The sequence below is a fragment of the Mesorhizobium sanjuanii genome (assembly GCF_002529485.1).
Taxonomy (GTDB): Bacteria; Pseudomonadota; Alphaproteobacteria; order Rhizobiales; family Rhizobiaceae; genus Mesorhizobium; species Mesorhizobium sanjuanii.
The window spans coordinates 1-20,793 of the sequence record NZ_NWQG01000002.1; the positions used below are offsets into that span (position 1 = coordinate 1).

The 20,793-nt window shown below is 61.4% G+C and carries 22 protein-coding genes; 7 read left to right on the forward strand and 15 right to left on the reverse strand.

Going from position 1 to position 20,793, the window contains the following annotated elements; translation table 11 throughout:
• Positions 1-1,239, reverse strand: a 1,239-nt coding sequence (locus tag CN311_RS00255) for an HAD-IC family P-type ATPase (protein WP_097571435.1), incomplete at its 3' end; no start/stop codon positions are given.
• A gap of 152 nt (positions 1,240-1,391) precedes the next feature.
• Entirely contained in the window at positions 1,392-1,778 is a 387-nt protein-coding gene (locus CN311_RS00260) for a DUF302 domain-containing protein (RefSeq protein WP_097571436.1), read from the reverse strand.
• Positions 1,779-1,940: 162 nt separating this feature from the next.
• Here CN311_RS00260 and CN311_RS00265 point away from each other — a divergent pair, with 162 nt between their 5' ends.
• Positions 1,941-4,622, forward strand: a complete 2,682-nt coding sequence (locus tag CN311_RS00265) for a bifunctional acetate--CoA ligase family protein/GNAT family N-acetyltransferase (RefSeq protein ID WP_097571437.1) — start codon at positions 1,941-1,943, stop codon at positions 4,620-4,622.
• Between the two features lie 23 nt (positions 4,623-4,645).
• Here the strand turns inward: CN311_RS00265 and CN311_RS00270 are convergent, their stop codons facing one another.
• Both CN311_RS00270 and CN311_RS00275 read right to left on the reverse strand, forming a co-directional pair.
• Positions 4,646-6,199 carry a bifunctional aminoglycoside phosphotransferase/ATP-binding protein gene (locus CN311_RS00270; protein WP_097571438.1) on the reverse strand — a complete coding sequence of 518 codons (1,554 nt, stop codon included), beginning with the start codon at positions 6,197-6,199 and terminating at the stop codon, positions 4,646-4,648.
• Positions 6,200-6,244: 45 nt separating this feature from the next.
• The gene (locus tag CN311_RS00275; RefSeq protein WP_097571439.1) at positions 6,245-6,643 is read right to left on the reverse strand and encodes a c-type cytochrome; all 399 of its coding nucleotides are present in this window, start codon (positions 6,641-6,643) and stop codon (positions 6,245-6,247) included.
• 177 nt (positions 6,644-6,820) lie between these two features.
• Between CN311_RS00275 and CN311_RS00280 the strand changes: the two genes are divergently transcribed.
• Positions 6,821-7,657, forward strand: coding sequence for a universal stress protein (locus CN311_RS00280; protein ID WP_097571440.1), 837 nt, complete (start codon positions 6,821-6,823; stop codon positions 7,655-7,657).
• 82 nt (positions 7,658-7,739) lie between these two features.
• Here the strand turns inward: CN311_RS00280 and CN311_RS00285 are convergent, their stop codons facing one another.
• On the reverse strand, positions 7,740-8,186 hold the full coding sequence (locus CN311_RS00285) for a pyridoxamine 5'-phosphate oxidase family protein (protein ID WP_097571441.1): 447 nt from the start codon (positions 8,184-8,186) through the stop codon (positions 7,740-7,742).
• 293 nt (positions 8,187-8,479) lie between these two features.
• Between CN311_RS00285 and CN311_RS00290 the strand changes: the two genes are divergently transcribed.
• The 4 genes from CN311_RS00290 (at position 8,480) to CN311_RS00305 (ending at position 10,438) form a co-directional block, all read left to right on the forward strand.
• The gene (locus CN311_RS00290) at positions 8,480-8,863 is read left to right on the forward strand and encodes a phasin family protein (RefSeq protein ID WP_097571442.1); all 384 of its coding nucleotides are present in this window, start codon (positions 8,480-8,482) and stop codon (positions 8,861-8,863) included.
• Positions 8,864-8,959: 96 nt separating this feature from the next.
• Positions 8,960-9,250 (forward strand): c-type cytochrome, encoded by a 291-nt coding sequence (locus CN311_RS00295; RefSeq protein WP_245440669.1) that lies wholly within the window; start codon positions 8,960-8,962, stop codon positions 9,248-9,250.
• 436 nt (positions 9,251-9,686) lie between these two features.
• Positions 9,687-9,968 carry a hypothetical protein gene (locus CN311_RS00300; RefSeq protein ID WP_342586595.1) on the forward strand — a complete coding sequence of 94 codons (282 nt, stop codon included), beginning with the start codon at positions 9,687-9,689 and terminating at the stop codon, positions 9,966-9,968.
• 200 nt (positions 9,969-10,168) lie between these two features.
• Positions 10,169-10,438: a DUF6455 family protein gene (locus tag CN311_RS00305; RefSeq protein ID WP_097571461.1), complete on the forward strand. Its 270-nt coding sequence runs from the start codon at positions 10,169-10,171 to the stop codon at positions 10,436-10,438.
• A gap of 171 nt (positions 10,439-10,609) precedes the next feature.
• Here CN311_RS00305 and CN311_RS00310 read toward each other — a convergent pair whose 3' ends face one another.
• The 10 genes from CN311_RS00310 to ccoN all read right to left on the reverse strand — a co-directional run bounded on the left by CN311_RS00310 (position 10,610) and on the right by ccoN (position 20,040).
• Entirely contained in the window at positions 10,610-11,308 is a 699-nt protein-coding gene (locus CN311_RS00310; RefSeq protein ID WP_097571444.1) for a CBS domain-containing protein, read from the reverse strand.
• Positions 11,309-11,659: 351 nt separating this feature from the next.
• Positions 11,660-11,812, reverse strand: coding sequence for a hypothetical protein (locus CN311_RS32390; protein WP_165779530.1), 153 nt, complete (start codon positions 11,810-11,812; stop codon positions 11,660-11,662).
• 133 nt (positions 11,813-11,945) lie between these two features.
• Entirely contained in the window at positions 11,946-12,104 is a 159-nt protein-coding gene (ccoS, locus tag CN311_RS00315) for a cbb3-type cytochrome oxidase assembly protein CcoS (protein WP_097571445.1), read from the reverse strand.
• Positions 12,101-14,392: a cation-translocating P-type ATPase gene (locus CN311_RS00320; RefSeq protein ID WP_097571446.1), complete on the reverse strand. Its 2,292-nt coding sequence runs from the start codon at positions 14,390-14,392 to the stop codon at positions 12,101-12,103. The genes ccoS and CN311_RS00320 overlap by 4 nt, the downstream gene beginning before the upstream one ends.
• Positions 14,389-14,886 (reverse strand): FixH family protein, encoded by a 498-nt coding sequence (locus CN311_RS00325; protein WP_097571447.1) that lies wholly within the window; start codon positions 14,884-14,886, stop codon positions 14,389-14,391. The genes CN311_RS00320 and CN311_RS00325 overlap by 4 nt, the downstream gene beginning before the upstream one ends.
• The gene (ccoG, locus tag CN311_RS00330) at positions 14,883-16,448 is read right to left on the reverse strand and encodes a cytochrome c oxidase accessory protein CcoG (RefSeq protein ID WP_097571448.1); all 1,566 of its coding nucleotides are present in this window, start codon (positions 16,446-16,448) and stop codon (positions 14,883-14,885) included. Before ccoG ends, CN311_RS00325 begins: the two co-directional genes overlap by 4 nt.
• A gap of 211 nt (positions 16,449-16,659) precedes the next feature.
• Positions 16,660-17,523 carry a cytochrome-c oxidase, cbb3-type subunit III gene (gene ccoP / locus CN311_RS00335; RefSeq protein ID WP_097571449.1) on the reverse strand — a complete coding sequence of 288 codons (864 nt, stop codon included), beginning with the start codon at positions 17,521-17,523 and terminating at the stop codon, positions 16,660-16,662.
• Positions 17,524-17,525: 2 nt separating this feature from the next.
• Positions 17,526-17,675 carry a cbb3-type cytochrome c oxidase subunit 3 gene (locus tag CN311_RS00340; protein WP_097571450.1) on the reverse strand — a complete coding sequence of 50 codons (150 nt, stop codon included), beginning with the start codon at positions 17,673-17,675 and terminating at the stop codon, positions 17,526-17,528.
• Between the two features lie 11 nt (positions 17,676-17,686).
• On the reverse strand, positions 17,687-18,418 hold the full coding sequence (ccoO, locus tag CN311_RS00345; RefSeq protein ID WP_097571451.1) for a cytochrome-c oxidase, cbb3-type subunit II: 732 nt from the start codon (positions 18,416-18,418) through the stop codon (positions 17,687-17,689).
• 11 nt (positions 18,419-18,429) lie between these two features.
• A complete protein-coding gene (gene ccoN, locus CN311_RS00350; protein WP_097571452.1) occupies positions 18,430-20,040 on the reverse strand; it encodes a cytochrome-c oxidase, cbb3-type subunit I in 1,611 nt (536 codons plus the stop codon).
• A gap of 251 nt (positions 20,041-20,291) precedes the next feature.
• Between ccoN and CN311_RS00355 the strand changes: the two genes are divergently transcribed.
• Positions 20,292-20,732, forward strand: coding sequence for a hemerythrin domain-containing protein (locus CN311_RS00355; RefSeq protein WP_245440668.1), 441 nt, complete (start codon positions 20,292-20,294; stop codon positions 20,730-20,732).
• Positions 20,733-20,793 lie beyond the last annotated feature (61 nt).

Genomic DNA, 20,793 nt, shown 5'->3' on the forward strand with positions numbered 1-20,793 from the left:
CCGGTAGCGGTCTTCGCCGCTTCTCGCCCAGGTCGGCAGCGGTTTGTGGGCGAGCACGAGATGCCGCGAGCCCGCCGTGATCGACTCGTTCTCGACCTGCCCCTTCAGGCCGGCCCCCCGGTACTCGCGAACGTCGCACGGATGCGAGAGCAGCAGGTGCCTGGCGCGCGCCGCTCGGGCGATCGAGTCGGCGAGCACATGGTGCGAGGCCTGTTCCAACGATGCCAACAGCCGCAGAAGCTCGTCCGGGTCGCGGCCGGGCGCCACGTCGATTTCAATCAGCTCGGCGCCGCCGATGGTCAAGGTTCCGGTCTTGTCGAAGATCGCGGTCCGAGCCTGCGCAAGGGCCTCCAATGCCGCAGAGCCCTTCATCAGGATGCCGCCATGCGCGGCGCGTGACACGCCGCCGATGAAAGCAACGGGGGCGGCGAGGATGAGCGGGCAAGGCGTTGCAACCACCAGGACGGCGAGCGCTCTGATCGGATCGCCGGAGACGTACCAGGCGATGCCGGAAACCAGCAAAGTGACAGGGAGCAGGAACAGGGCGAAACGGTCGGCCATCCGGATAAAGGGGGCTTTCGCCGTCTGCGCCGCCGCAACCATGCGAACGATCGCCGCGTAGGTGCTTTGTTCGGACAGCGCTGAAGCCCGCATGCTGAAAGCCTCGCCCGCATTGACGGTGCCGCTGCGCAGCAGGTCGCCGGCGCTGCGACGTTCCGGCAAAGGTTCGCCAGTCACCGCGGACTCGTCGAGCGAGGCCGAAGCGTCGAGCAAGATCCCGTCGACAGGCAGCAGCTCACCAGCGCGCACGAGCAGGTGGTCGCCGACGTTGACGTCCTCGACAGGGATGGTTTCTGTTCCTTGTGTCGACTTCCGGTGCGCAACGCGCGGGGACCGGTCGGTCAATGCCTTGAGGCTCCTTTCCGCGCGCCCGCGAGCGAAATCCTCAAGCACCGTGCCGCCGGCATACATGATCGCGACCACTATTGCGGCCAGCGATTGGCCAAGCAGCAGTGCCGCAGACATCGATACCAGTGCGATGGCGTCGACGCCGAAGCGGCCGATCCAGAAATCGCGCAATATCGAAATGGCGAGAGCCACTACCACGGGCAAGGTTGCTGCCGTCCAGATCGGGCCGGCCTCGAGCGACCCAAACCCTGTTCGCCAAACTCCAACGCCAATGGCGAGGCCCAAGATAGCAATGACAAGCAATGCGCGTCGCAGGGTGGACTCGTTCATGCGATGTCCCTCAACCTTGATGATCCGTGTGGCGCTAGAACCGGATGATTTCAGGTCAAGTCGACCTGAAATCTGAATCCGGCTCTAAATCAAAGAGATAGAGCATGCATGATGTCGTCCGAAAACCGCTTCACACTTTTCGGCATCATGCTCTAGAGTTCGCGGACCACCTCATCAAGCAGGCGCCGCACATCGTTCGCGACCTGCACAAGCTCGCGATTGTCGATGGCGCCCATGGAAGCAACTGGATCCACTGCCGCGACTTCCACCTTTCCGGGCTCGACCTCGGTGAGGATGACGTTGCAGGGCAGCATGGTTCCGACCTTGTCGTCTGCCTGTAACGCTCGCCAAGCGAAATGCGGATTGCAGGCACCCAGGATGACGTAGGGCTTGAACTCCGTGCCAAGCTTGGCCTTCATCACCTGCTGAACATCAATCGAGGTCAGAACGCCAAAACCCTTGCTTGCGAGCTTGTTGGTCACGTGGTTGATTGCCGCCGCAAACGGCATGGTGACGGTCTTGCTGAAATAGTAGCTCATCCAACTCTCCAATCCTTTATCGCAACAGCTCGTCACCATTTCGCGAGCGGCCGCCTCAGACCTGGCGCAACAGCTAATCGCGATAACCGGAGAACGCTTTGATCCAACGCAACGAACGGGCAAGATGGACTGGCGATTATCGCCATGAATCGGAGACAGAGGGTGACGATCCGGAATCTCGAACATGCTTTCGCCCCGAAGTCGGTTGCCGTGTTCGGGGCATCGGTGCGCGACGGCTCCGTCGGCCGTATCGTCTTCGACAACATCGTCAATGGCGGCTTCGAGGGCGAGATTTGGCCGGTCAATCCGAGATACCCTGAAGTCGCGGGTCGGCGCTGCTATGCGAAGGCGGCGGATCTGCCGGGTATTCCCGATCTGGGTGTGATCGTAACGCCACCAGAGACGGTTCCCGGCATCGTGCGCGACCTTGCTGAAAAGGGCACGCGGGCGGCGGTCGTCATCACCGCTGGCCTGACGCGCGAAAACGGCCTGCGTCAGGCTATGCTCGATGCCGCCAAGCCCACCCTTTTCCGCATCATCGGACCGAACACGCTCGGGCTGATGATCCCGCCAGTGAAGCTCAATGCCGGGTTCGCGCATATGGCAGCCAAGCCAGGCAATATTGCCTTGCTGTCGCAATCCGGCGCCATCGCGACAACGCTGGTCGACTGGGCGGCGGAGAACAATATCGGCTTCTCGCAGATCGTCTCTCTCGGTGACATGGCCGACGTCGATGTCGGAGACTGTCTCGATATGCTGGCGGGAGATGCCCGCACAAGCGCCATCGTGATGTATCTCGAAACCATTCCCAATCCGCGTAAGTTCATCTCGGCTGCACGTGCCGCAGCGCGCATCAAGCCGGTGATCGCGATCAAGTCGGGCCGGCATGAACAAGCAGCGAAGGCCGCCGCGACCCACACCGGCGCGCTCTCAGGCGCCGATCGCGTGGTCGATGCGGCATTGCTGCGTGCCGGCATCCTGCGCGTCAAAGACCTGGGGGCGCTCTTCGATGCCGCTGAAACGACCGCTCGCTTCGCTCCACTCGAACGAGCCCGCGTCGGCATCGTCACCAATGGCGGCGGAGCGGGCGTGCTGGCCGTCGATCAACTCGTCGACTGCAGGGGTGAACTGGCCGAGTTTTCACCGGAGACAATAACGCGCCTGGACACTGTGCTGCCGCCCACATGGTCGCACGCCAATCCGGTCGACATCATCGGCGATGCTCCGCCGGCGCGTTACAGGGCCGCTGTTGAAGCCGTAGCTGCCGATCCGGGAACCGACGTCCTGCTGGTGATGAATTGCCCGACTGGACTTGGCTCGCCGCTTGCCGCGGCAAGCGCGGTGGTCGAACTCGCCAGCGAGGGAAAGATAGGCAGGAAACCGGTCCTGACGTGCTGGCTCGGAGAACACACGGCGCGCGCCGGACGGCTGATCCTCCAGGATGCCGGCATTGCCAGTTTCGAGACGCCCGCCGATGCCGCAAGCGCGGTCTCCTACCTCAGCGAATGGTCGCGAGCCCAGCGTGCGCTGATGCGCACGCCCTCGAGCAGTAGCGAGGATACTATCAGCGACCGCGCAGCCGTACTTGCCATCTTCAAACAGGTTGCGAAGGAAGGCCGGCGAATGCTGACCGAGCCCGAAGCCAAGGCGGCGATTTCCGCCTATGGCATTCCGGTGCCGGAGACGATCGTCGCAAAATCTCCCGCCGAAGCGGCGAAGGCAGCCGGCGTACTCCTCAAGACGTCCGAGCACGTCGTCGTCAAGCTGCTATCCAAGGCGATCTCGCATAAGTCGGACATTGGCGGGGTGGTACTCAACATTGCCACCGCCGCGGCCGCTGGGGAGGCTGCAAGCTCGATCGAGGCGCGGGTGCGCAAGCATGCACCGGAAGCCGACGTCGAAGGCTATGCCGTTCAGCCGATGGTGGCGCGAAAACAGGCACAGGAAATCATCCTCGGCATGAGCAGGGATCCGATCTTCGGTCCCGTGGTGCTGTTCGGCGCCGGCGGCGTGGCGGTCGAAGTGATGGACGATACGGCGATCGCGTTGCCGCCGCTCGACGACGTTCTTGCCGGCGACTTGATCGACCAAACGCGGATTGGCCGCCTGCTTGCCGGGTTCCGCGACCACAAACCGGCCGATCGCGGCGCAATCACTGCTGCGCTCAAAGGGCTTTCGCAGATGGTCGTCGACTTTCCCTGCCTCGTCTCCATGGACATCAACCCGCTGCTTGCCGACGCCGCCGGCGTGATCGCGCTCGATGCCCGCATCGAGATCGAGCCGGAACGCGTGGAAGAGCCGGGGCCGAACCCGGCGCTTGCCATCAGGCCTTACCCCTCGGGCTGGACCAGGAACTTTGCTGCGGGCGGCGCGCACTATCAAATACGGCCGATCAAGCCGGCCGACATCGCGCTCTACCCGGAATTCCTCGCCAGGATTTCTCCGGACGATCTGCGCCTGCGTTTTCTGTCGCCGCGCAAAAGCTTCTCCGACCAGATGCTGAAGCGGCTCACCCAGCTCGACTACGACCGCAACATGGCTTTCGTGGCGCTGGAGACCAGCACTGGCGCGTTGGCTGGGGTCGGCCGGCTTTCCTGCGATCCGGACCGGGCGATTGCTGAATACGCGTTGCTCGTACGCACGGATCTGCAGGGCCAGGGTCTCGGCTGGGAATTGCTCAGGCAGATCGTAGATTATGCAAAGGCCGATGGGATCGGTCGGATCGAAGGCATCGTGCTCAGCGAGAACACGAAAATGCTGACCATGTGTCGCGAGTTCGGCTTCTCGCTAGCGCATCATCCGAGCGAACCCGGCCTTGTCGAGGCAAGGCTCGACCTCCGTTGACGTCGATCACTCTGCCGCACCTGTCAGGAGGCTGAGCGCAGGGTTTCGGAAGTGTCGCCTTCGGAAAAGCTTCTCAACTCTGCAACGATTTCGGCGGGCTTCCGACCGGCGTTGATCTTGCGCCAGCCAGACTGGGTGGCATTTCGCTGCAACTGCCGCGACAGGATATCTATCGTGGCGTCGGATGGACCCCTCTTACGCTCGCTGACCCGTTGCCAAAGAACAAGCGGATCCGCCTCCAGCCAGAATCCAAGGAATGCGATGCCCCTGTCACTTGCCGCCTTTTCGATCCGGCTTCGATCGTCTGGCCTGTCGAACACGGCATCGGCAATCACTGACCCGCCCTCGGAAAGGATCAGACCGGCCTGCCACGCCATTTGACGATAGACGCGTTCCGACACTTCCGGTCGATAGGCCTTGTCCGGCAGTCTCGTTTCGGCCGGCACCCCATGCATCGCTTTGCGGACACGGTCGCTTTCGACGATGCGCGCACCAGGCGGCGCGCCGACATGGGCGGCGAGCGCCTCCGCGACCGTCGTCTTGCCGGAACCACTCAGGCCCCCGATGGCAATGAGCCGCGGCGAGGTCTCCTGGAGAAATGTTCGGGCAAGCTCGAAATAGGATCTGGCCTCGGCAATCAACTTGTCGGAATTGGCGCTGCTTTCTTCGACCTGTGTCGCGGTGACATGCGCCCGCACCGCAGCCCGAACCGCCATGAAGAACGGCAGCAGGACAAAGCCGTCCTCGTCGTCGGCCTCGTCGAGATAGCGGTTCATCACGAGATTGGCGAGGTCCGGGAAACCGCGATGCCAGAGGTCCATCAACAGGAAGGCAAGATCGTAGAGCACGTCGACAGTCGCGATCCGGTCATTGAATTCGATGCAATCGAACAGGCGAGGCTCGCCGTCGAACAGGCAGATGTTGCGCAGGTGCAAGTCACCGTGGCATCGGCGGATCTTGCCGGCGGTCTCGCGGCGGTCGAGCAGTCCGGAATGCCGGGCGAGGGCGGTGCGGAAGGCGTCGGCGAAGGTTTTGATCTCCGCTTTTCCGAAAACATGGCTGGTGGCAAAGCCGGCCTCGTTGATGTCGAGGACACCGGCCAGGTTGGAGGCTCCACTGCCATTGTGGATCTCAGGGACGCCGCGATGATAGCGCACAATCATGCGCGCGACCTCTGTCATCAGCGCCGGCGTCAGTTCGCCAGCGATTGCCATCCGATCAAGGAGCTTCGATTGATCGAAGCGGACCATCTCGATCGCCGCATCGACCAGGTCTCCCGATCCATCGAGTGCCAGCTTGCCTGCGGCCTCTCGCGTAATGCGCCGCACACCCAGATAAAGGCCGGGTGCGGTCTTGGAGTTGAGTTCCACCTCTTTCTCGCAGGCGGCCAGCCTCAATGCCGGCGTCGAGAAATCGACATAAGGCAGTTTGACCGCCCGCTTCATCTTGAAGGCGCGTTGGCCGGCCAGGAAGATCCGCGAAATATGGGTCTCGATCGCCTCGACCGATCCGGTCTCGCCATATGTGGCGGGATCGAGCAGCAGCGCGGTCGCGGCTTCCTGGGTTTCAACGATCATCGCATGGCTCCTCTGCGCCGTGTGGAAGCGTCCCGAACAGCGCTGCTATCGCTGCAGTGTCTGGACGTAACCAGCAAGGTTGTGGATCCGTTCCCTGGTGACGATTTCTCCGGCGTTTGGGCCGTATTTTTTGGCGTCATCGGGCAGGAATTGGCGGCCCCAGACAGGCATATCGCGTTCGCCATGCTCCGGCACCATCATGCGGCCGTCGATCAGTGCATAGACGCGCCAATACGGAAATTCGCCGCCATTCTTTCTGGAGAGGCGCGTCAGGTCGGCCGGACGCTTCACCAGCTCGTCGCCCAAGGGGCCGTCACCCTTGCCGTCAGGGCCGTGGCAGACTGCGCAAGAATTCAGATATTCCGCTTCGCCATAGCTCATTTCCTGCGCCATTGGCGCATTGAAAGCCGAGGTTGCGAGAACTGCCGCGATCAGAAGTCTCACTTGTGTCTCCACCGATTGATTGCCTGAAGCCTATTCCCGTCGCTTCGCCAGCGCCTTGATGCGGATCAAGTGCCCGCGCAGCAACGCTGGTTGATTCAGCGCAATGAATGCCCGCGCCGCCCTCGCTAATGATTAAAGCCACGATAGAACCTTCACTCGAAATCAGGAGTTGCCGCCGTGACTTTCAAGACACTGCTTACAGTTACCGGGCCGAACCAAGGCGAGAGCGATCTGAAGCTCGCCGCCTCGCTCTGCGAACAGGTCGACGCCCATCTGTCGGTGCTGGTTCTCGAACTGGCCTCACCGCCCTCGGGCGGTGAGTATGCGGCTATCGTCTCACCAGCCTGGCTGGAGGAACGTCAGGCCGAGCTGAAAAGGCTCAAGAAACGAATTTCGGAGGTCGCCGACTTTCTTTCCAAGAGCGCCGTATCGTCTGATCTGAGCGACGACTATCCCGACGTGGCATGGGCGGACGAAGTCGTCGGAAGACGCGCCCGCTACGCCGATCTGACTATTCTCGGGCCAGATCTGCTTGCGAGCGATACGCTGAAGGGCAAGGTCATCCAAGGAGCGCTGTTTTCATCCGGAAAGCCGTTGCTGCTGGTTCCCGACGGCGCACAGCCGACGCTGAAGCCGAAGCGCATCCTCGTTGCATGGGACGCCCGCATCGAGTCGTCGCGCGCCGTTCGCGAATCGCTCGACATGCTGAAAGGCGCCGAAGAGGTGCGCCTCATCATGGTCGATCCGATCGAGGACGAATTCCACCATGGTGCGGAACCCGGAGCGGACGCCGCGACCTATCTCGCCCGTCATGGCGTGAAGATTACGGTCGAGCGGCTGCCGAGCTCAAACCACTCGGTCGCCGATGTGCTTCGCCAACACGCTATTGATGTTGCAGCCGACCTGCTGGTGATGGGCGCCTACGGTCATTCGCGGTTGCGCGAGCGCATTTTCGGTGGCGTCACCAAGTCAATGCTCGAGAATTCATCGCTGCCGGTTCTGATGGCGCGATAGCATTTCAAGCTAAAGAAAAGCCGGGCCGGGCTCAGTCTGCACCGGCCCGTTCTATTTTCTGGCAAGGAATTGGTGGGAAGACTTACTCACTCGCTTCCCGGCCCGACACCTGTTCGATGAGAATCCGGAAAAAAACGTGCGGCGCGGTGTCGGAAGCAGGAGGAATGACCGGCTTGAGGGCACCTGGCTCCCACCAGTCGGTGTGCTTGCTCAATACCGACCACGCATGATCCCGCTGAAGCTTGTGGCCGATCCGGTCAGGCAGCTCCTCGTATCGGCCGTCGACAACAACGCTTCTCCATCCTCGCCCTTGGCCGTGTTCGTCGACCTGGATGGATACCAGCGGATTGGCTCGCATCCATTCAATCTTCTTGCCCGGCATGGAGAACGCGTAAAGATGAGCATCGGAATGGGTGTAATACAGGGGCACGACGTAGGGCTGCCCGTCCTTCGCGCATGCCAGGCGGCCCACCCGGTTGGCCGTCAGCAATTTGGTGCATTCCAGGGCAGAAAGCGTGCGGATCAGCATCGGTGCGTTCTCCTAACTCTTTGTAGCTGTTTTGTGTCGTTGTCTCTTTGTCACGTTCATGGCGGGGCGTTTCGAATTGCCATGATCGTCTTGAAAGCCATCGTTGCTTAGGGTCGAGACGAGCCGGCCACGAAAAGGGGGTAAGGGCCTTGATGCGTGTCAAACGCTGCATCCAAGTCGGGATGATACCTATCCCTAGCAAGGATTGTGAGTCCGTTGATCTTGATCAACAACGCGACGGCTATTGGCGGTAGCATTAGCCTGCAGTTCGCGCCGCTCACAAGGAGATTTACATGCAAATCAATCTCGAGCCGTTCCAATTCGGCCTGGTATCCCCGCCGACGCCGCAGAATGTACAGAAGCTTGTCTTCGCTGGGGCATTCATTCAGGCGCACGCGTTCAAGGCGATGATGCGCTATCACATCGAAACGCTGGCGTTTCTGAAACATCGTTGTGAGCAGGATGTAAAGCTGGCCGAGGATCTCATCGCCGGCTCCGAGTTCAATGACGCGTTCGACGTTTTCTCCACCTTCCTGCAGAATGCGGCATCGGAATATGCCACCGAAGCCGGCAAGGTGGCGACACTGACCTCCAAGCTCGCTTCGGAAACGGCAAGGCGCGTGCGCAAGGATGCCAGAACCGCGATCGAGGACGTAGCGGCCAAGACAGTCACATAGATCAGATCGGAAATGCGGAGGCCTGCTACCATGAACACCTGTATGGACAATGGTAGTCACAGGTGTCGTCGTCTGCGGGTTTCCGTGCTTGCAGCGATGTTGCTTGGTTTTGTGCCGTCAGCCCTGGCCGATAGCCTGACGGAACACGGAAGGGCGTTGGTGGAAGTCAATTGCGCCCGCTGCCACGCCATCGGAAAAACCGACAAGAGCAGCCATCCTGACGCCCCTGCCTTTCGCACCTTGTCAAAGCGCTATCCGATTGCTGATCTCGAGGAGGCTTTCGCCGAGGGCATTTCGACCGGGCATCCTGACATGCCCGAGTGGATTGCCAGCCCCGATCAGATCGAGGCAATCATCACGTATATCGGCAGCCTGCAGCAACCATGACTGCTACGAGCAAAGTAAGCGGACACGCTGCCCGGGTCCAAGCCGAGCTTCTCCTTGCTGACCTCAATGACCCTCAGCCGCGATGGCGCCTGGCGAACTCGATCTCCCCTGGCAGCAGGCACCCTGTGCCGATCGTGAGCAACTTTCCGCCGAATCCGAGCCGGAACGAGCGCCGTCCCCCCGCGGGAGCGGAAATGCCAGGACACCGGACGCGCGGTGACCGGGCTGGTCCTCCTCATGTGAATGGGTTCAGCGCCACTAGAGCATTTCCGGGTTGAGGTCACGACTTGCTTCCTGCTCTCCGCCGAGGCCAGTTTCATCAACGGCAGCTGCCATCTCGTGGACGGTGGCTACACAGCCAAATGACTTGGACCCTTGCCCGCTCGAAACGATTGACAGGCATCCGACCGGGTGCTCGCACCGACAAGTTTCGAAAATGATGCAAATCAAGGCGCGGCTTGCCGCTTGCGAAGATCATGAACCAATGTGGAAGCCAATCCAAAGCGCTCCGTTTGGTCGCGATCTCGAACTGGCCGTCTTCGACGAAGACGGTGAGCATGCGCTCGTGTTTGCTTGTGTAAGGGACCTGAAAGGCTGGAGGAATGCCGTAACCGGCGCCCGAGTCGACATCCGCCCGACGCACTGGCGCGACTGGTCGCAGGCGAACATCCAGGCAAACGAGCGCAAAACGAATCAATCCAAGACGGAAAGTCTCTAGGCCTTGGCTTCCACGATCAGCGCCATGCGCACGAGATGCGACAGGCTGCTCATATTGACCGTGAATCAAATCGGGAATTTCAAGTCCGACACGTGCGGTCGCTCGCCAGATTGATGCTCCCGGGCGAGGCGCATGTTGACCGAGATCAATGCGGCGGTCGCCAACACGGCAATGATGGTTGGCAAACGGGAGTGACCGACATGACCTTTCTCGACTACCTGATTTCAGTTGACGCCAGGACCGTTTTGATGGGTCGCATGATGCAGAAACTCGGCGTCGACAGACAATTGAAGGTCGTGGCGGACCATGTCGCCGTCACCAATCGTGCGGTAGACCGCTGCCGCTCATGCGGTCATCAGGACGATTGCACGACCTGGCTCGACGAACACCAGCAAGCCGACAACCCACCGGACTATTGCCGCAATCGCGACCTCATCGCACGGCTGCAGCACGCCGCTCGTCAACGATAGGCGTGGAGCGAGTAACGCTAAAGCATGACGCCGAAAAGTGTGAAGCGGTTTCGGACGACATCATGCTCTATCTCTTCGATCTAGAGCCGGATTCAGATTTCAGTTCGACTTGACCTGAAATCATCCGGCTCAAGAGTTCGCATCGACAAGGTCGAGCTGGTCGTTTGGTTGCTAGGAGACCAGGATGACCGACAGCGGCGCGGCGCAGAAGAGACTGTCTTTCACGGCCCTTACGCCGGAAACGTTTTCGGCGGCGACGATTGCCGCCTGGCGCTCGCGTTCGTCGAAGACGGCACCGTTCAGTTCCACCACCCCTTTGTCGACGGCGACGTTGATCATGTCTTTGCCGGCCCATTTCCGCATCGCGAGTTCGGCAAGGATGTTCTGCCGGATCTGCTCGTCGTCAGCGGTTGCGGGGGCCGGTCCGGGCAACACGCTCAGCAATCCGCGCAGAAGGTCGGAGCGGGTGACGATGCCGACAACTTTGCCACCGTCGACGACCGGAATGCGTTTGACATGATGGCGCATCATGAGTTCTACGATCTCGGTCAGCGGTGCCCCAGGCGGCACCGTGACGACATCCGCCGTCATCACCTCCTCGACACGGCGTCCGTTGGCCCGAACATATTCATCAGCGGCTCTTCCGGGGCTGACAAGAAACTCCAGCCAGCGAGACCGCTTGCGCTCAGTGCCCAGTTCTCCCCGGCGCAGGAAGTCGCCCTCGCTGACAATGCCCACCAACGTGCCGTCACTGCGAATGACGGGCAGACCGCTGATTCTTCTCGACAGCATCAATCCCGCCGCGTCGGTGATCGACGCAGACGGCTCTATTCCAATGACCGGTGCGGTCATTATGGCTTCGGCTTGCATGACTGCCTCCTTGGACATCTTCGGGTCGTTTATGGAGGTCTTGCGCGCGACGTGCCTTGATCTGAATCATCTCCGGATCCCGCAGCATGCCGAAGTAGCTGCTCCAGGCCGTCCGCGCCATCGTGACTGCGGGTTTCATCGCCTCAGGACAGCTGAAATGCCTTGGCGGACAAAGGGAAGACTCTGGCCAAGGCGAAGCCCCATATGTCTGGCCAGCCGTGCCACCGGGTGCTCGTCCGTGTAGAGTTTCACAAGCAGGGGCTCAACGATAGCGGACCCTTCCTCGAAGTTCCGCTGATCACCGGCCGTCACCTGGTATGCGATCCGTCAGGTTTTCGACTCGGCTAACTTTCAGTCATGGTCATTCTTTGTGTCGGTCTCGATCCAGGCCGATCGCCGAGGCGTTCGGTGACGTCGCGATTCATCGAAGGCGGCGTAGCCGAGCACAACCATGAAAAACCCAAAACCCATCAAGACTGCGATAGTGACGATCAGGCTGTCCATGGGCACGTTCGTTCTCCTTGAAAGACGGGTCAAAGAAACCGCGCCGACGAGGAGACAACCTTGATCTGGATCAACCAAATACGACAAACCCGCCAATGGCGTGTCGACAGGCGGCGTCAACCTGCGAATGGGGTCAAAGCTGGTCCGCCTTGTCGTCCCGATCGATCAGAATCCGCTCCGCCGCTCCGTCGAGATCCTCATATTGACCGCTCCTCAGGGCCCACAGGAACCCAACCAACCCAAGCGCTCCGAGGAACAGAGCCACAGGTATGAGGTAAACGAGCGTCGTCATGAGGATTGTGCCAGTGCGTCGATACCGGAGCGCCTGTCGGGCGCAGTGCTTCTTGCCTGAGTGTGCGGCCCAAGTGCTTGCAGCCGCAGCGCGTTTCCAATGACCAGCAGCGAGGAGGCGGACATCGCGATCGCCGCGATCAGCGGCGTGACATAGCCGAGAATGGCGATCGGCACGGCAACGGCATTGTAGATGACCGCGATTGCAAGGTTCTGGCGGATCAGCTGTCCGGCCTTTCGCGAGATGTCGAGGGCGAGGGGCACCGCCAGGAGGCTTTCACGCAGGAAGACGAAATCGGCGGCGTTGCGCCCGATATCGGCTGCGGTGGCCGGGGCGAACGACACGTGCGCCGCGCCCAGCGCGGGCGTGTCGTTGAGCCCGTCGCCAACCATCAGAACCCTGTGCCCCACCTTTGTCAGCGCTTCGATGTGCTCGACCTTGCCGGAGGGAAGCAGCCCCGGAACGAAGCTTTCGATACCCAGAATCCCGGCAACTTCGCCGCAGGCATTGGCGATATCACCGGACAGCATCTCGACAGACACGCCGGCGTCCTTCAGTTGACGAACCGCCGCCTTGGCATCGGAGCGCGTCGCGTCCTCGAAGGTGAAGGATGCGACGATCATTCCATTCCTCGAGAGCACCGTCGCGCCATGGCCGCCAAACTTGCCTTCGTCACCGGTCCGGGCTTTCCACCCGGCCCAACCGCGCCGGCCAAGACGCCAGGTGCTGCCGGCGGTCGTGGCTTCGATGCCCAGACCCGGGTGCTCGCTCACGGCCTCCAGCTTCGGTTGTCCGGCAAGTCCCGCGAAGGCGGCTATGGCCTTCGAGAACGGGTGACGGGAGTGCGCGGCCATGTCGGCGGCGATCGCCAGCATCGCCGGATCGACGGAGGAGGCGTTGATCAGCCGGGGCTGTCCGAGCGTCAGCGTGCCGGTCTTGTCGAACACGGCCGTGTCTATCGCTGCCAGGCGCTCCAGGGCCGAGCCGTCCTTGACCATCACGCCTGCTTCGAAGAGGCGGCGCGCCGCGACCACCTGCACAATCGGCACGGCTAGGCCGAGCGCGCAGGGGCACGTGATGATGAGCACGGCGATGGCAATCGTCACGGCACGATGCCAGTCGCCGGTTGCCGCCATCCAGCCAAGGAACGTCACGAAGGCGGTGAGATGAACCACCGGGGCATAAAGCGCCGAAACGCGATCGGCGATCCGACGGTAGCGCGCGCGACCGCCTTCGGCGGCTTCCATCAGCCGAACCATCTCTGCCAGGAACGAATCTTTTGCGGCCGCCGTCACTTCCAGCGAAAGAGGGCCGGTAAGGTTGAGCACGCCAGCCTGCACCATATCGCCCGGCGCTACGCTTCTGGGCGTGCTCTCGCCGGAGACGAGCGAACAGTCGAGATCCGACGCCCCCCGCACGATCCTGCCGTCGACCGGGATCCTGTCGCCGGCCGCGATCAGCAGTTGCATGCCTGGTTCGATTTCGCCGACCGGCAGGTAGTCGCGTGTGCCGCCATCGCGCAGCACCATGGCGCCGCGCGCCGCCAGCCGCGCCAGGCCGTTCACCGCAGTCCGTGCGCGCTCCCGCATCACGTGATCCAGCGTGCGGCCGATCAACAGAAAGAACAGCAGCGACACCGACGCGTCGAAATAGGCGTGCTCGCCGTGGTTGATCGTCTCATAAAGGCTCATGGCATAGGCGAGCGAGACGCCGACCGCGATGGGCACATCCATGTTCATGCGGCCGTGGCGCAGCGCATTCCAGGCCGAGCGGAAATAGATGCCGCCGGCGAAGGCGAGCGCGGGGATGGCGATCAGTGCCGAGACCCAATGGAACAGGTCGCGGGTCGCGCCTTCGGCGCCGGACCAGACCGAGACGGAAAGCAGCATGATGTTGCCCGCGGCAAAGCCGGCGACGGCGACGGCGCGGATCAGTTCGGAGAGCGTCTTGTCCTTGCCGTCAGCCTCGGGATCGAAGAGGTGCGCGTCGTAGCCCAACCGCCCTAACGTGGCAACGAATGGCGGAACCTCGTCACCGCGCCACCGGATCGAGACCCGTTTCGTCGACAGGTTGACGCGGGCGCCTTCGACACGGCCGAGCTTTCCGAGCGCCGTCTCGATTGTCTTGATGCAGGCAGCGCAATGCACAGCCGGAACCGAGAGTTCGGTCTGGCGCAGGTCGCCGCCAAGCGTGCGGCTCGCCAACCTTATTTCCTGGCTTGAGGGCAGGGCAGCTTCGCTCCTGTTCAAAGCCAACGCCATTTCAGCGTCCGGTGCACAACAGCTCATTGCAGCGCTCCATGTGAAATCATGATTCTACGGACATCGCGATAGGGCTCCGTCAGACCGGCATCGGCGTCGACTTCGACGATCCAGACGCCATCCCTTGGCGTGTGCTTCGCTGCAAATTCCTGGCCCGACGCAAGGGCAAGAGTGACGGACTTGTCCGCGGCCTCGTAGGCGGGATGACGAAACAGCACCTTGACGCCGTGCAAGGGAACCGGTTTGCCGGCTGCATCGCTGAGACTATAGCGGACATCGCCCCAGGCGATCGTCAGTTTGCCGGTCCAGCCGAGTGCAGCCTGCGCGCGACCTTCCTCGGCCTTTCGGTTGAATTGCTGGCTGGCCACATAGGTGTTCTCGACGACAAGGCCGGTCCAGCTCGTGCTGGCGAGTGTCGCCATCGTCAGATTGACCGCGATGATCACGCCGAAAAAAGCGAGAATGATGATCAACATGTGCCTGCCGGTGAATTCGCGGGGTTTTTGCGTACTGGCGCTCATCTGGCGATCTCCGGTGCGTTGAAGGTGGCCGTGTATTCGTCCGTTTCGAAACTCGCCTTGTCCTCGACGCGGAATTTGAACGTTTGCGTTGCGCTTCCGACCTGGTTCGCCGGCTGGCGCACGAAAACTTTCAGCGTCTTCAGCCGGTCGGGTTCGACCGCGATGGCGATGGACCGATCAGCCGGAAGGTCGACACCAACGACGTTCATTTCAGCTCCCTGCAATCCCTGCATCGTGACGATGATCGTCCTAGGCTCGGGGATCATGTTGAGCAGCTTGACGGTGTAGCCGTTGCGGATCGAACCGTCCGACAACGTGACGAATTGCGGGTTGCGATCGTGCAGGACGTTGACCTCGAGCCGGTCGCGGGTCAGCAGCGAATAGACCAGCGCGAGTCCGATCGCCGACCATGCGCCCATATAGATGAAGGTGCGCGGCCGAAATATCTTGCGGATGTGGAAATGGGCCAGTTTGTCGGAGAAAGCACCGCCGTCGGTCCGGACGAGCGACGGGTTCACCGAGCAAGTGCCTCCTGCGGTCGCCACCGCCATGTTGACGTTGTAATCGGACAGCGTCGCGTAGGAGATCAGCCCGCGCTCCTTGCCGAGCTTGTCCATGACGCCGTCGCAGGCATCGATGCACAGCGCGCAAGTGATACATTCGAGCTGCTGGCCATCGCGAATGTCGATCCCCATCGGGCAGACCGCGACACAGGCATTGCAATCGACGCAGTCTCCGACCGGCTGCCCCGCGGCCTGGACCTTCTTGGCGTGACGCGACCGAGGTTCGCCGCGCCAGTCATTGTAGGTCACGGTGAGCGAATTCTCGTCGAGCATGGCCGCCTGGATACGCGGCCACGGGCACATATAGGTGCAGACCTGCTCGCGCATCAGCCCGCCGAATGTGTAGGTGGTTGCTGTCAGCACCGCGATGGTGATGTAGGCGACGGGCGCCGCAGCGCCGGTGAAGACCTCGCCAATCAGCGTCGGGGCATCGGCGAAATAGAAGATCCAGGCGCCGCCGGTGGCAGCCGCTATGACCAGCCAGATGGCGTGTTTCGATATGCGCAGCACGAGCTTGCGCGCGGTCCAGGGGCCGGCGTCGAGCTTCATGCGGGCGTTGCGATCTCCCTCGATCGCGCGCTCCACCACCAGAAACAGATCGACCCATACGGTCTGCGGACAGGTATAGCCGCACCACGCTCTGCCAACCGTGGATGTGACCAGGAAAAGGCCGACGCCGGCCATGACGAGAAGGCCGGCCACATAGTAGAATTCCTGCGGCCAGATCTCTATGAAGAAGAAATAGAAGCGGCGGTTGGCAAGATCGATCAGCACGGCCTGATCGGGAGCAAACGGACCTCGATCCCAGCGCAGCCACGGCGTCAGATAATAGATGCCCAGCGTGATCGCCATCACCAGCCATTTGAAGCGGCGAAAACTGCCCGAGGCACGCTTGGGGAAGACCTTCTTGCGCGGGGCATACAGCGGCTGGCGGACCCTGGCGGAGTTGACCGCCTCGGCTTCAAGCCGTTCTACCTGCATATTATCCAGCACGAGCATCTCCAGTCGCGCGGCTTATGGGTTTTGGGGCGCGCGGTCGGACTTCGTTCTTCGGCCGGTGCGCGAAATGCCGCGTTGAACAAGACTTGCTACAGGGCGGACCGCGCCGCGTTGATGCAAGTCAATCGCCGGACGCCGGAATGCAGTCGAGGCCCGGACAGGCCGGGCCTCGTCGCTTGGACGGCGGAGGGCCGAGAATAGGCCCCCGCTTCTATTCTCCACCACCAAGCGAATGAATGTAGACTGCGAGTTCCTTGACCCTGGTTTCGCCGAGACGCTCAACCCAGGCCGGCATCACGCCGTGTTTGGGTGCGCGGATCTGCGCGGCGATGGCTGTTTCGCCGGATCCGTAGAGCCAGATCGCATCGGTCAGATCGGGCGCGCCGAACTCTTTGTTGCCTTTTGCGTTGTCGCCATGGCAGGCCACGCAATTTTCGGCGAAGACCTGGGCGCCGGGCTCGACCAGTTTTGCATCTTGAACCGGGCCTGACAGGCTGACGACATAGGTGCTGACCTGCGCGATCTGCTCGGGCGTGATGATCTCGCCAAAAGCCGGCATTTCTGACAGGCGCGTATCCGGGTCGGATGCGAAGCGGATGCCGTGAGTGATCGTTTGCTGGATCTGCTCGGCGCTGCCGCCCCACAACCAGTCGTCGTCATTGAGGTTGGGAAAGCCCTTGGATCCCTGGGCTCCGGAGGCGTGGCACTGCACACAATTGACCTTGAACGCCGCGCCGCCCGCAGCAACCGCGAATTCGCGCAGCGCATCGTCGCTGGCAATCTCGGAGACGGTCTTCGATTGCACCGCCGCGACATACTTGCCCTTGGCGGTCTCGGCGGCCGCAAGCTCGTTCTTGACATCGTTGCGGCTCGAATAGCCGAGCACGCCCTTGGTCGTCGAAGTCAGCATCGGCCATGCCGGATAGGCGATGGTGTAGCCGATCGCCCAGACAATGGTGATGTAGAACGTCCAGACCCACCAGCGCGGAAGTGGGTTGTTGAGTTCCTTGATACCGTCCCACTCGTGGCCGGTGGTGGGGACGCCCGACACTTCGTCTATATGCTCGTTGCTCATGATCAGTCGTCCTTGAGAGGGATCCGGGCGGCCTCGTCGGCCTGCTTGCGGCTGCCAGGGCGGAATGCGAAGGCGATTACGCCGACGAAGAAAAGCGCCATAGCGAGCAACGCCCAACTGTCGGCAAACTCCCTCATCAGATTGTAGTCCATCGTCATTCTCCTCAGCGGTAGCCCGCGGCTTCGTCGTAGGTCTTGAAATCGACCAGCGTGCCGAGCATCTGCAGGTAGGCGACCAGGGCGTCCATCTCGGTGACCTGTTGCGGGTTGCCGTCGAAGTCGCCGACCTTGGCTTTCGGATAGCGGGCCTCCAGCCCCGATGTGTCGGAGGCGGGATCGGCCTGCGCCATCAGATCAGCTCCGGCGTCAGCGATCATGTCGTCGGAGTAGGGGACGCCGACGCGCCTGTTTGCGATAAGGTGCGTCGAGAAGTCCTTCACCTCGATCGGCGCGTCCTTGAGGAAGGCATAGCTAGGCATGATCGATTCCGGCACCACCGAGCGCGGGTCAGCCAGATGCTGGACGTGCCACTCATTCGAGTAGCGATCACCGACCCTGGCGAGGTCCGGCCCCGTGCGCTTCGATCCCCACTGGAACGGGTGATCGTACATCGACTCGGCCGCCAGGCTGTAGTGACCGTAGCGCTCGACTTCGTCGCGGAACGGCCTGATCATCTGGCTGTGGCAGAGATAGCAGCCCTCACGCACATAGATGTTGCGTCCGGCGAGTTCGAGCGGCGAATAGGGCCGCATGCCTTCGACCTTCTCGATCGTGTTGTCGAGATAGAAGAGCGGTGCGATTTCGACGATACCGCCGACTGTCACCACCAGGAGAGAACCAACGAGAAGAAGCGTGGCGTTCTTCTCGATGATCGCGTGTTTGTCCATCAAGCCCATTGTCTGGCTCCTTATTGTGCAGGCTGAAGGGCGGGGATGGAGCCCGGCATCGGCTCTTCCTCGCGCTGGTAGCCGAGGATGGTCATGGTGATGTTCCAGGCCATGATCAGGGCGCCGGCAAGATACATCGCGCCACCCGCTGCGCGCATAACGTAGTAGGGATGCATGGCGGCCACGGTCTCGGCGAACGAGTAGACCAGGAAGCCCTGCTCGTCGTACTCGCGCCACATCAGGCCCTGCATGATGCCGGAAACCCACATCACCGCCGCGTAGACGACGATCCCGAGGGTCGCCAGCCAGAAGTGCCAGGTGACGAGCCGCAGCGAATAGAGGCGGTCACGGTTCCACAGCTTCGGCACCATGTAATAGATCGCTCCGAACGAGATCATGCCTACCCAGCCGAGCGCGCCGGAATGGACATGCCCGATGGTCCAGTCCGTGTAGTGCGACAGCGAATTGACCGCCTTGATCGACATCATCGGGCCTTCGAAGGTCGACATGCCGTAGAAGGCGATTGCCATCACCATCATGCGAACGATCGGATCGGTGCGCAGTTTGTCCCAGGCGCCGGACAGCGTCATCAGGCCGTTGATCATGCCTCCCCACGAAGGCATCCAAAGCATGATCGAAAACACCATGCCGAGCGTCTGCGCCCAGTCGGGCAGGGCGGTGTAATGGAGGTGGTGCGGACCTGCCCAGATGTAGAGGAAGATCAGCGCCCAGAAATGGATGATCGAGAGGCGGTAGGAATAGACCGGCCGGTTCACCTGCTTGGGCACGAAGTAATACATCATGCCGAGGAAGCCGGCTGTGAGGAAGAATCCGACGGCATTGTGGCCGTACCACCATTGCGTCAAGGCGTCCTGTACGCCGGAGAACGCTGAGTAGCTCTTCGAGCCCAGGAGAGAAACGGGCATCGACAGGTTATTGACGACATGCAGCATCGCGATGGTCACGATGAAGGACAGGTAGAACCAGTTGGCGACGTAGATATGCGGTTCCTTGCGCTTCAGAATGGTGCCGAGGAAAAGGATGAGATAGGCCACCCATACGACGGTCAGCCACAAGTCCACATACCATTCGGGCTCGGCGTATTCGCGGCTCTCGGTGATGCCGAGCAGATAGCCGGTCGCGGCCATGACGATGAAAAGCTGATAGCCCCAGAACACGAACCAGGCGAGATTGCCGCCGAACAGCCGGGCGCGGCTGGTGCGCTGCACGACATACATAGACGTGCAGATGAGCGCGTTGCCGCCGAAGGCGAAAACGACGCCGGACGTATGCAATGGCCGCAGCCGGCCGAGGTTGAACCAGGGCTCGATGTTGAGGTCCGGGTAGGCAAGCTGCAGCGCGATGACCACGCCGACAAGCATGCCGACGACACCCCAGAACATGGTGGCGATGGCGCCGTAGCGGATTGGCCCATCCATATAGGCGGCAGGGTCGACCGGGATGGCCGGTTTGAAGTTCGTGTTGCGAATAAGGATGGCAACAAAGCCGAGCAACACAAAGAACAGCACCCACATATGTTGCCGGAAAGGTTCGTCCACACCGAAACCGGCTGCCGCCAGCGCCGCGAATGTGAACAAGCCTAAAACGGCGATTTCCGTGCCAAATCTCATGACATGTCCCCGACGTTGAATTCCAATCTGCGAACACCAATCCGCAGCGACACCAATTCCGCAGTTGCTTCGTTGCCGCCTTGATCCAAGTCAAAGCCCGCTACTTTCAGATTGGGCAGCGTTGGGCTCGCAAACAGTCAGGAGGTTGCCTGTTGGTTGAACGGAGGGATCAGTTGAACGGAGAGAAAGAGCGGGGATCGTCGCTATTCGAGACACGCCGAGAGAATTCGATACCAACTGACCGATCTGCCATGGAGGCAGTTCCGGCGGCCGTGATGAAGCGCGCGCATGACGAGAAACTGAGGCTCTGTGACGCTCTGGAGAGAATCGCCGACGCGTTGCCAGGCGTCGACCGCCTGACGTGCCTCCGCACCGCCAACGCGATCGTGCCGCTTTTGCGCGGCATTCATCAGTACGAAGAGACGATCATCTTCCCTGCCTACGAGGAGGCCGTGGTTGGCAGTAATGCGAACCTTGCCTCAACCCGGCGATTGCGGGCCGAGCATGTAGAAGACGAATGCTTTGCCGGCGAGGTGACTGAAATTCTATTGGCCATCGGTCACGGCAAGACTGTCGAGAACCCCGAAGCCATCGGTTTCATGCTGCGCGGCCTGTTCGAGAACCTGCGCCGGCATATAGCATTTGAGCGCGAGCATGTCTTGCCGATGATCGGGATCGTTGACGCAGCCTAATGCATGTCGCGCAAAAGTGTGCAGCGGTTTTGCGATAACGACATGCATAAGACAAGAATCC

Coding starts and splice junctions, on each gene's coding strand:
- CN311_RS00260 (WP_097571436.1), bottom strand. CDS start 1,778: ATGAGCTACTATTTCAGCAAGACCGTCACCATGCCGTTTGCGGCGGCA.
- CN311_RS00270 (WP_097571438.1), bottom strand. CDS start 6,199: ATGATCGTTGAAACCCAGGAAGCCGCGACCGCGCTGCTGCTCGATCCC.
- CN311_RS00285 (WP_097571441.1), bottom strand. CDS start 8,186: ATGCTGATCCGCACGCTTTCTGCCCTGGAATGCACCAAATTGCTGACG.
- CN311_RS00290 (WP_097571442.1), top strand. CDS start 8,480: ATGCAAATCAATCTCGAGCCGTTCCAATTCGGCCTGGTATCCCCGCCG.
- CN311_RS00295 (WP_245440669.1), top strand. CDS start 8,960: ATGTTGCTTGGTTTTGTGCCGTCAGCCCTGGCCGATAGCCTGACGGAA.
- CN311_RS00300 (WP_342586595.1), top strand. CDS start 9,687: ATGATGCAAATCAAGGCGCGGCTTGCCGCTTGCGAAGATCATGAACCA.
- CN311_RS00305 (WP_097571461.1), top strand. CDS start 10,169: ATGACCTTTCTCGACTACCTGATTTCAGTTGACGCCAGGACCGTTTTG.
- CN311_RS00310 (WP_097571444.1), bottom strand. CDS start 11,308: ATGCAAGCCGAAGCCATAATGACCGCACCGGTCATTGGAATAGAGCCG.
- CN311_RS32390 (WP_165779530.1), bottom strand. CDS start 11,812: ATGGACAGCCTGATCGTCACTATCGCAGTCTTGATGGGTTTTGGGTTT.
- ccoS (WP_097571445.1), bottom strand. CDS start 12,104: ATGACGACGCTCGTTTACCTCATACCTGTGGCTCTGTTCCTCGGAGCG.
- CN311_RS00320 (WP_097571446.1), bottom strand. CDS start 14,392: ATGAGCTGTTGTGCACCGGACGCTGAAATGGCGTTGGCTTTGAACAGG.
- CN311_RS00325 (WP_097571447.1), bottom strand. CDS start 14,886: ATGAGCGCCAGTACGCAAAAACCCCGCGAATTCACCGGCAGGCACATG.
- ccoG (WP_097571448.1), bottom strand. CDS start 16,448: ATGCTCGTGCTGGATAATATGCAGGTAGAACGGCTTGAAGCCGAGGCG.
- ccoP (WP_097571449.1), bottom strand. CDS start 17,523: ATGAGCAACGAGCATATAGACGAAGTGTCGGGCGTCCCCACCACCGGC.
- CN311_RS00340 (WP_097571450.1), bottom strand. CDS start 17,675: ATGGACTACAATCTGATGAGGGAGTTTGCCGACAGTTGGGCGTTGCTC.
- ccoO (WP_097571451.1), bottom strand. CDS start 18,418: ATGGGCTTGATGGACAAACACGCGATCATCGAGAAGAACGCCACGCTT.
- ccoN (WP_097571452.1), bottom strand. CDS start 20,040: ATGAGATTTGGCACGGAAATCGCCGTTTTAGGCTTGTTCACATTCGCG.
- CN311_RS00355 (WP_245440668.1), top strand. CDS start 20,292: ATGGAGGCAGTTCCGGCGGCCGTGATGAAGCGCGCGCATGACGAGAAA.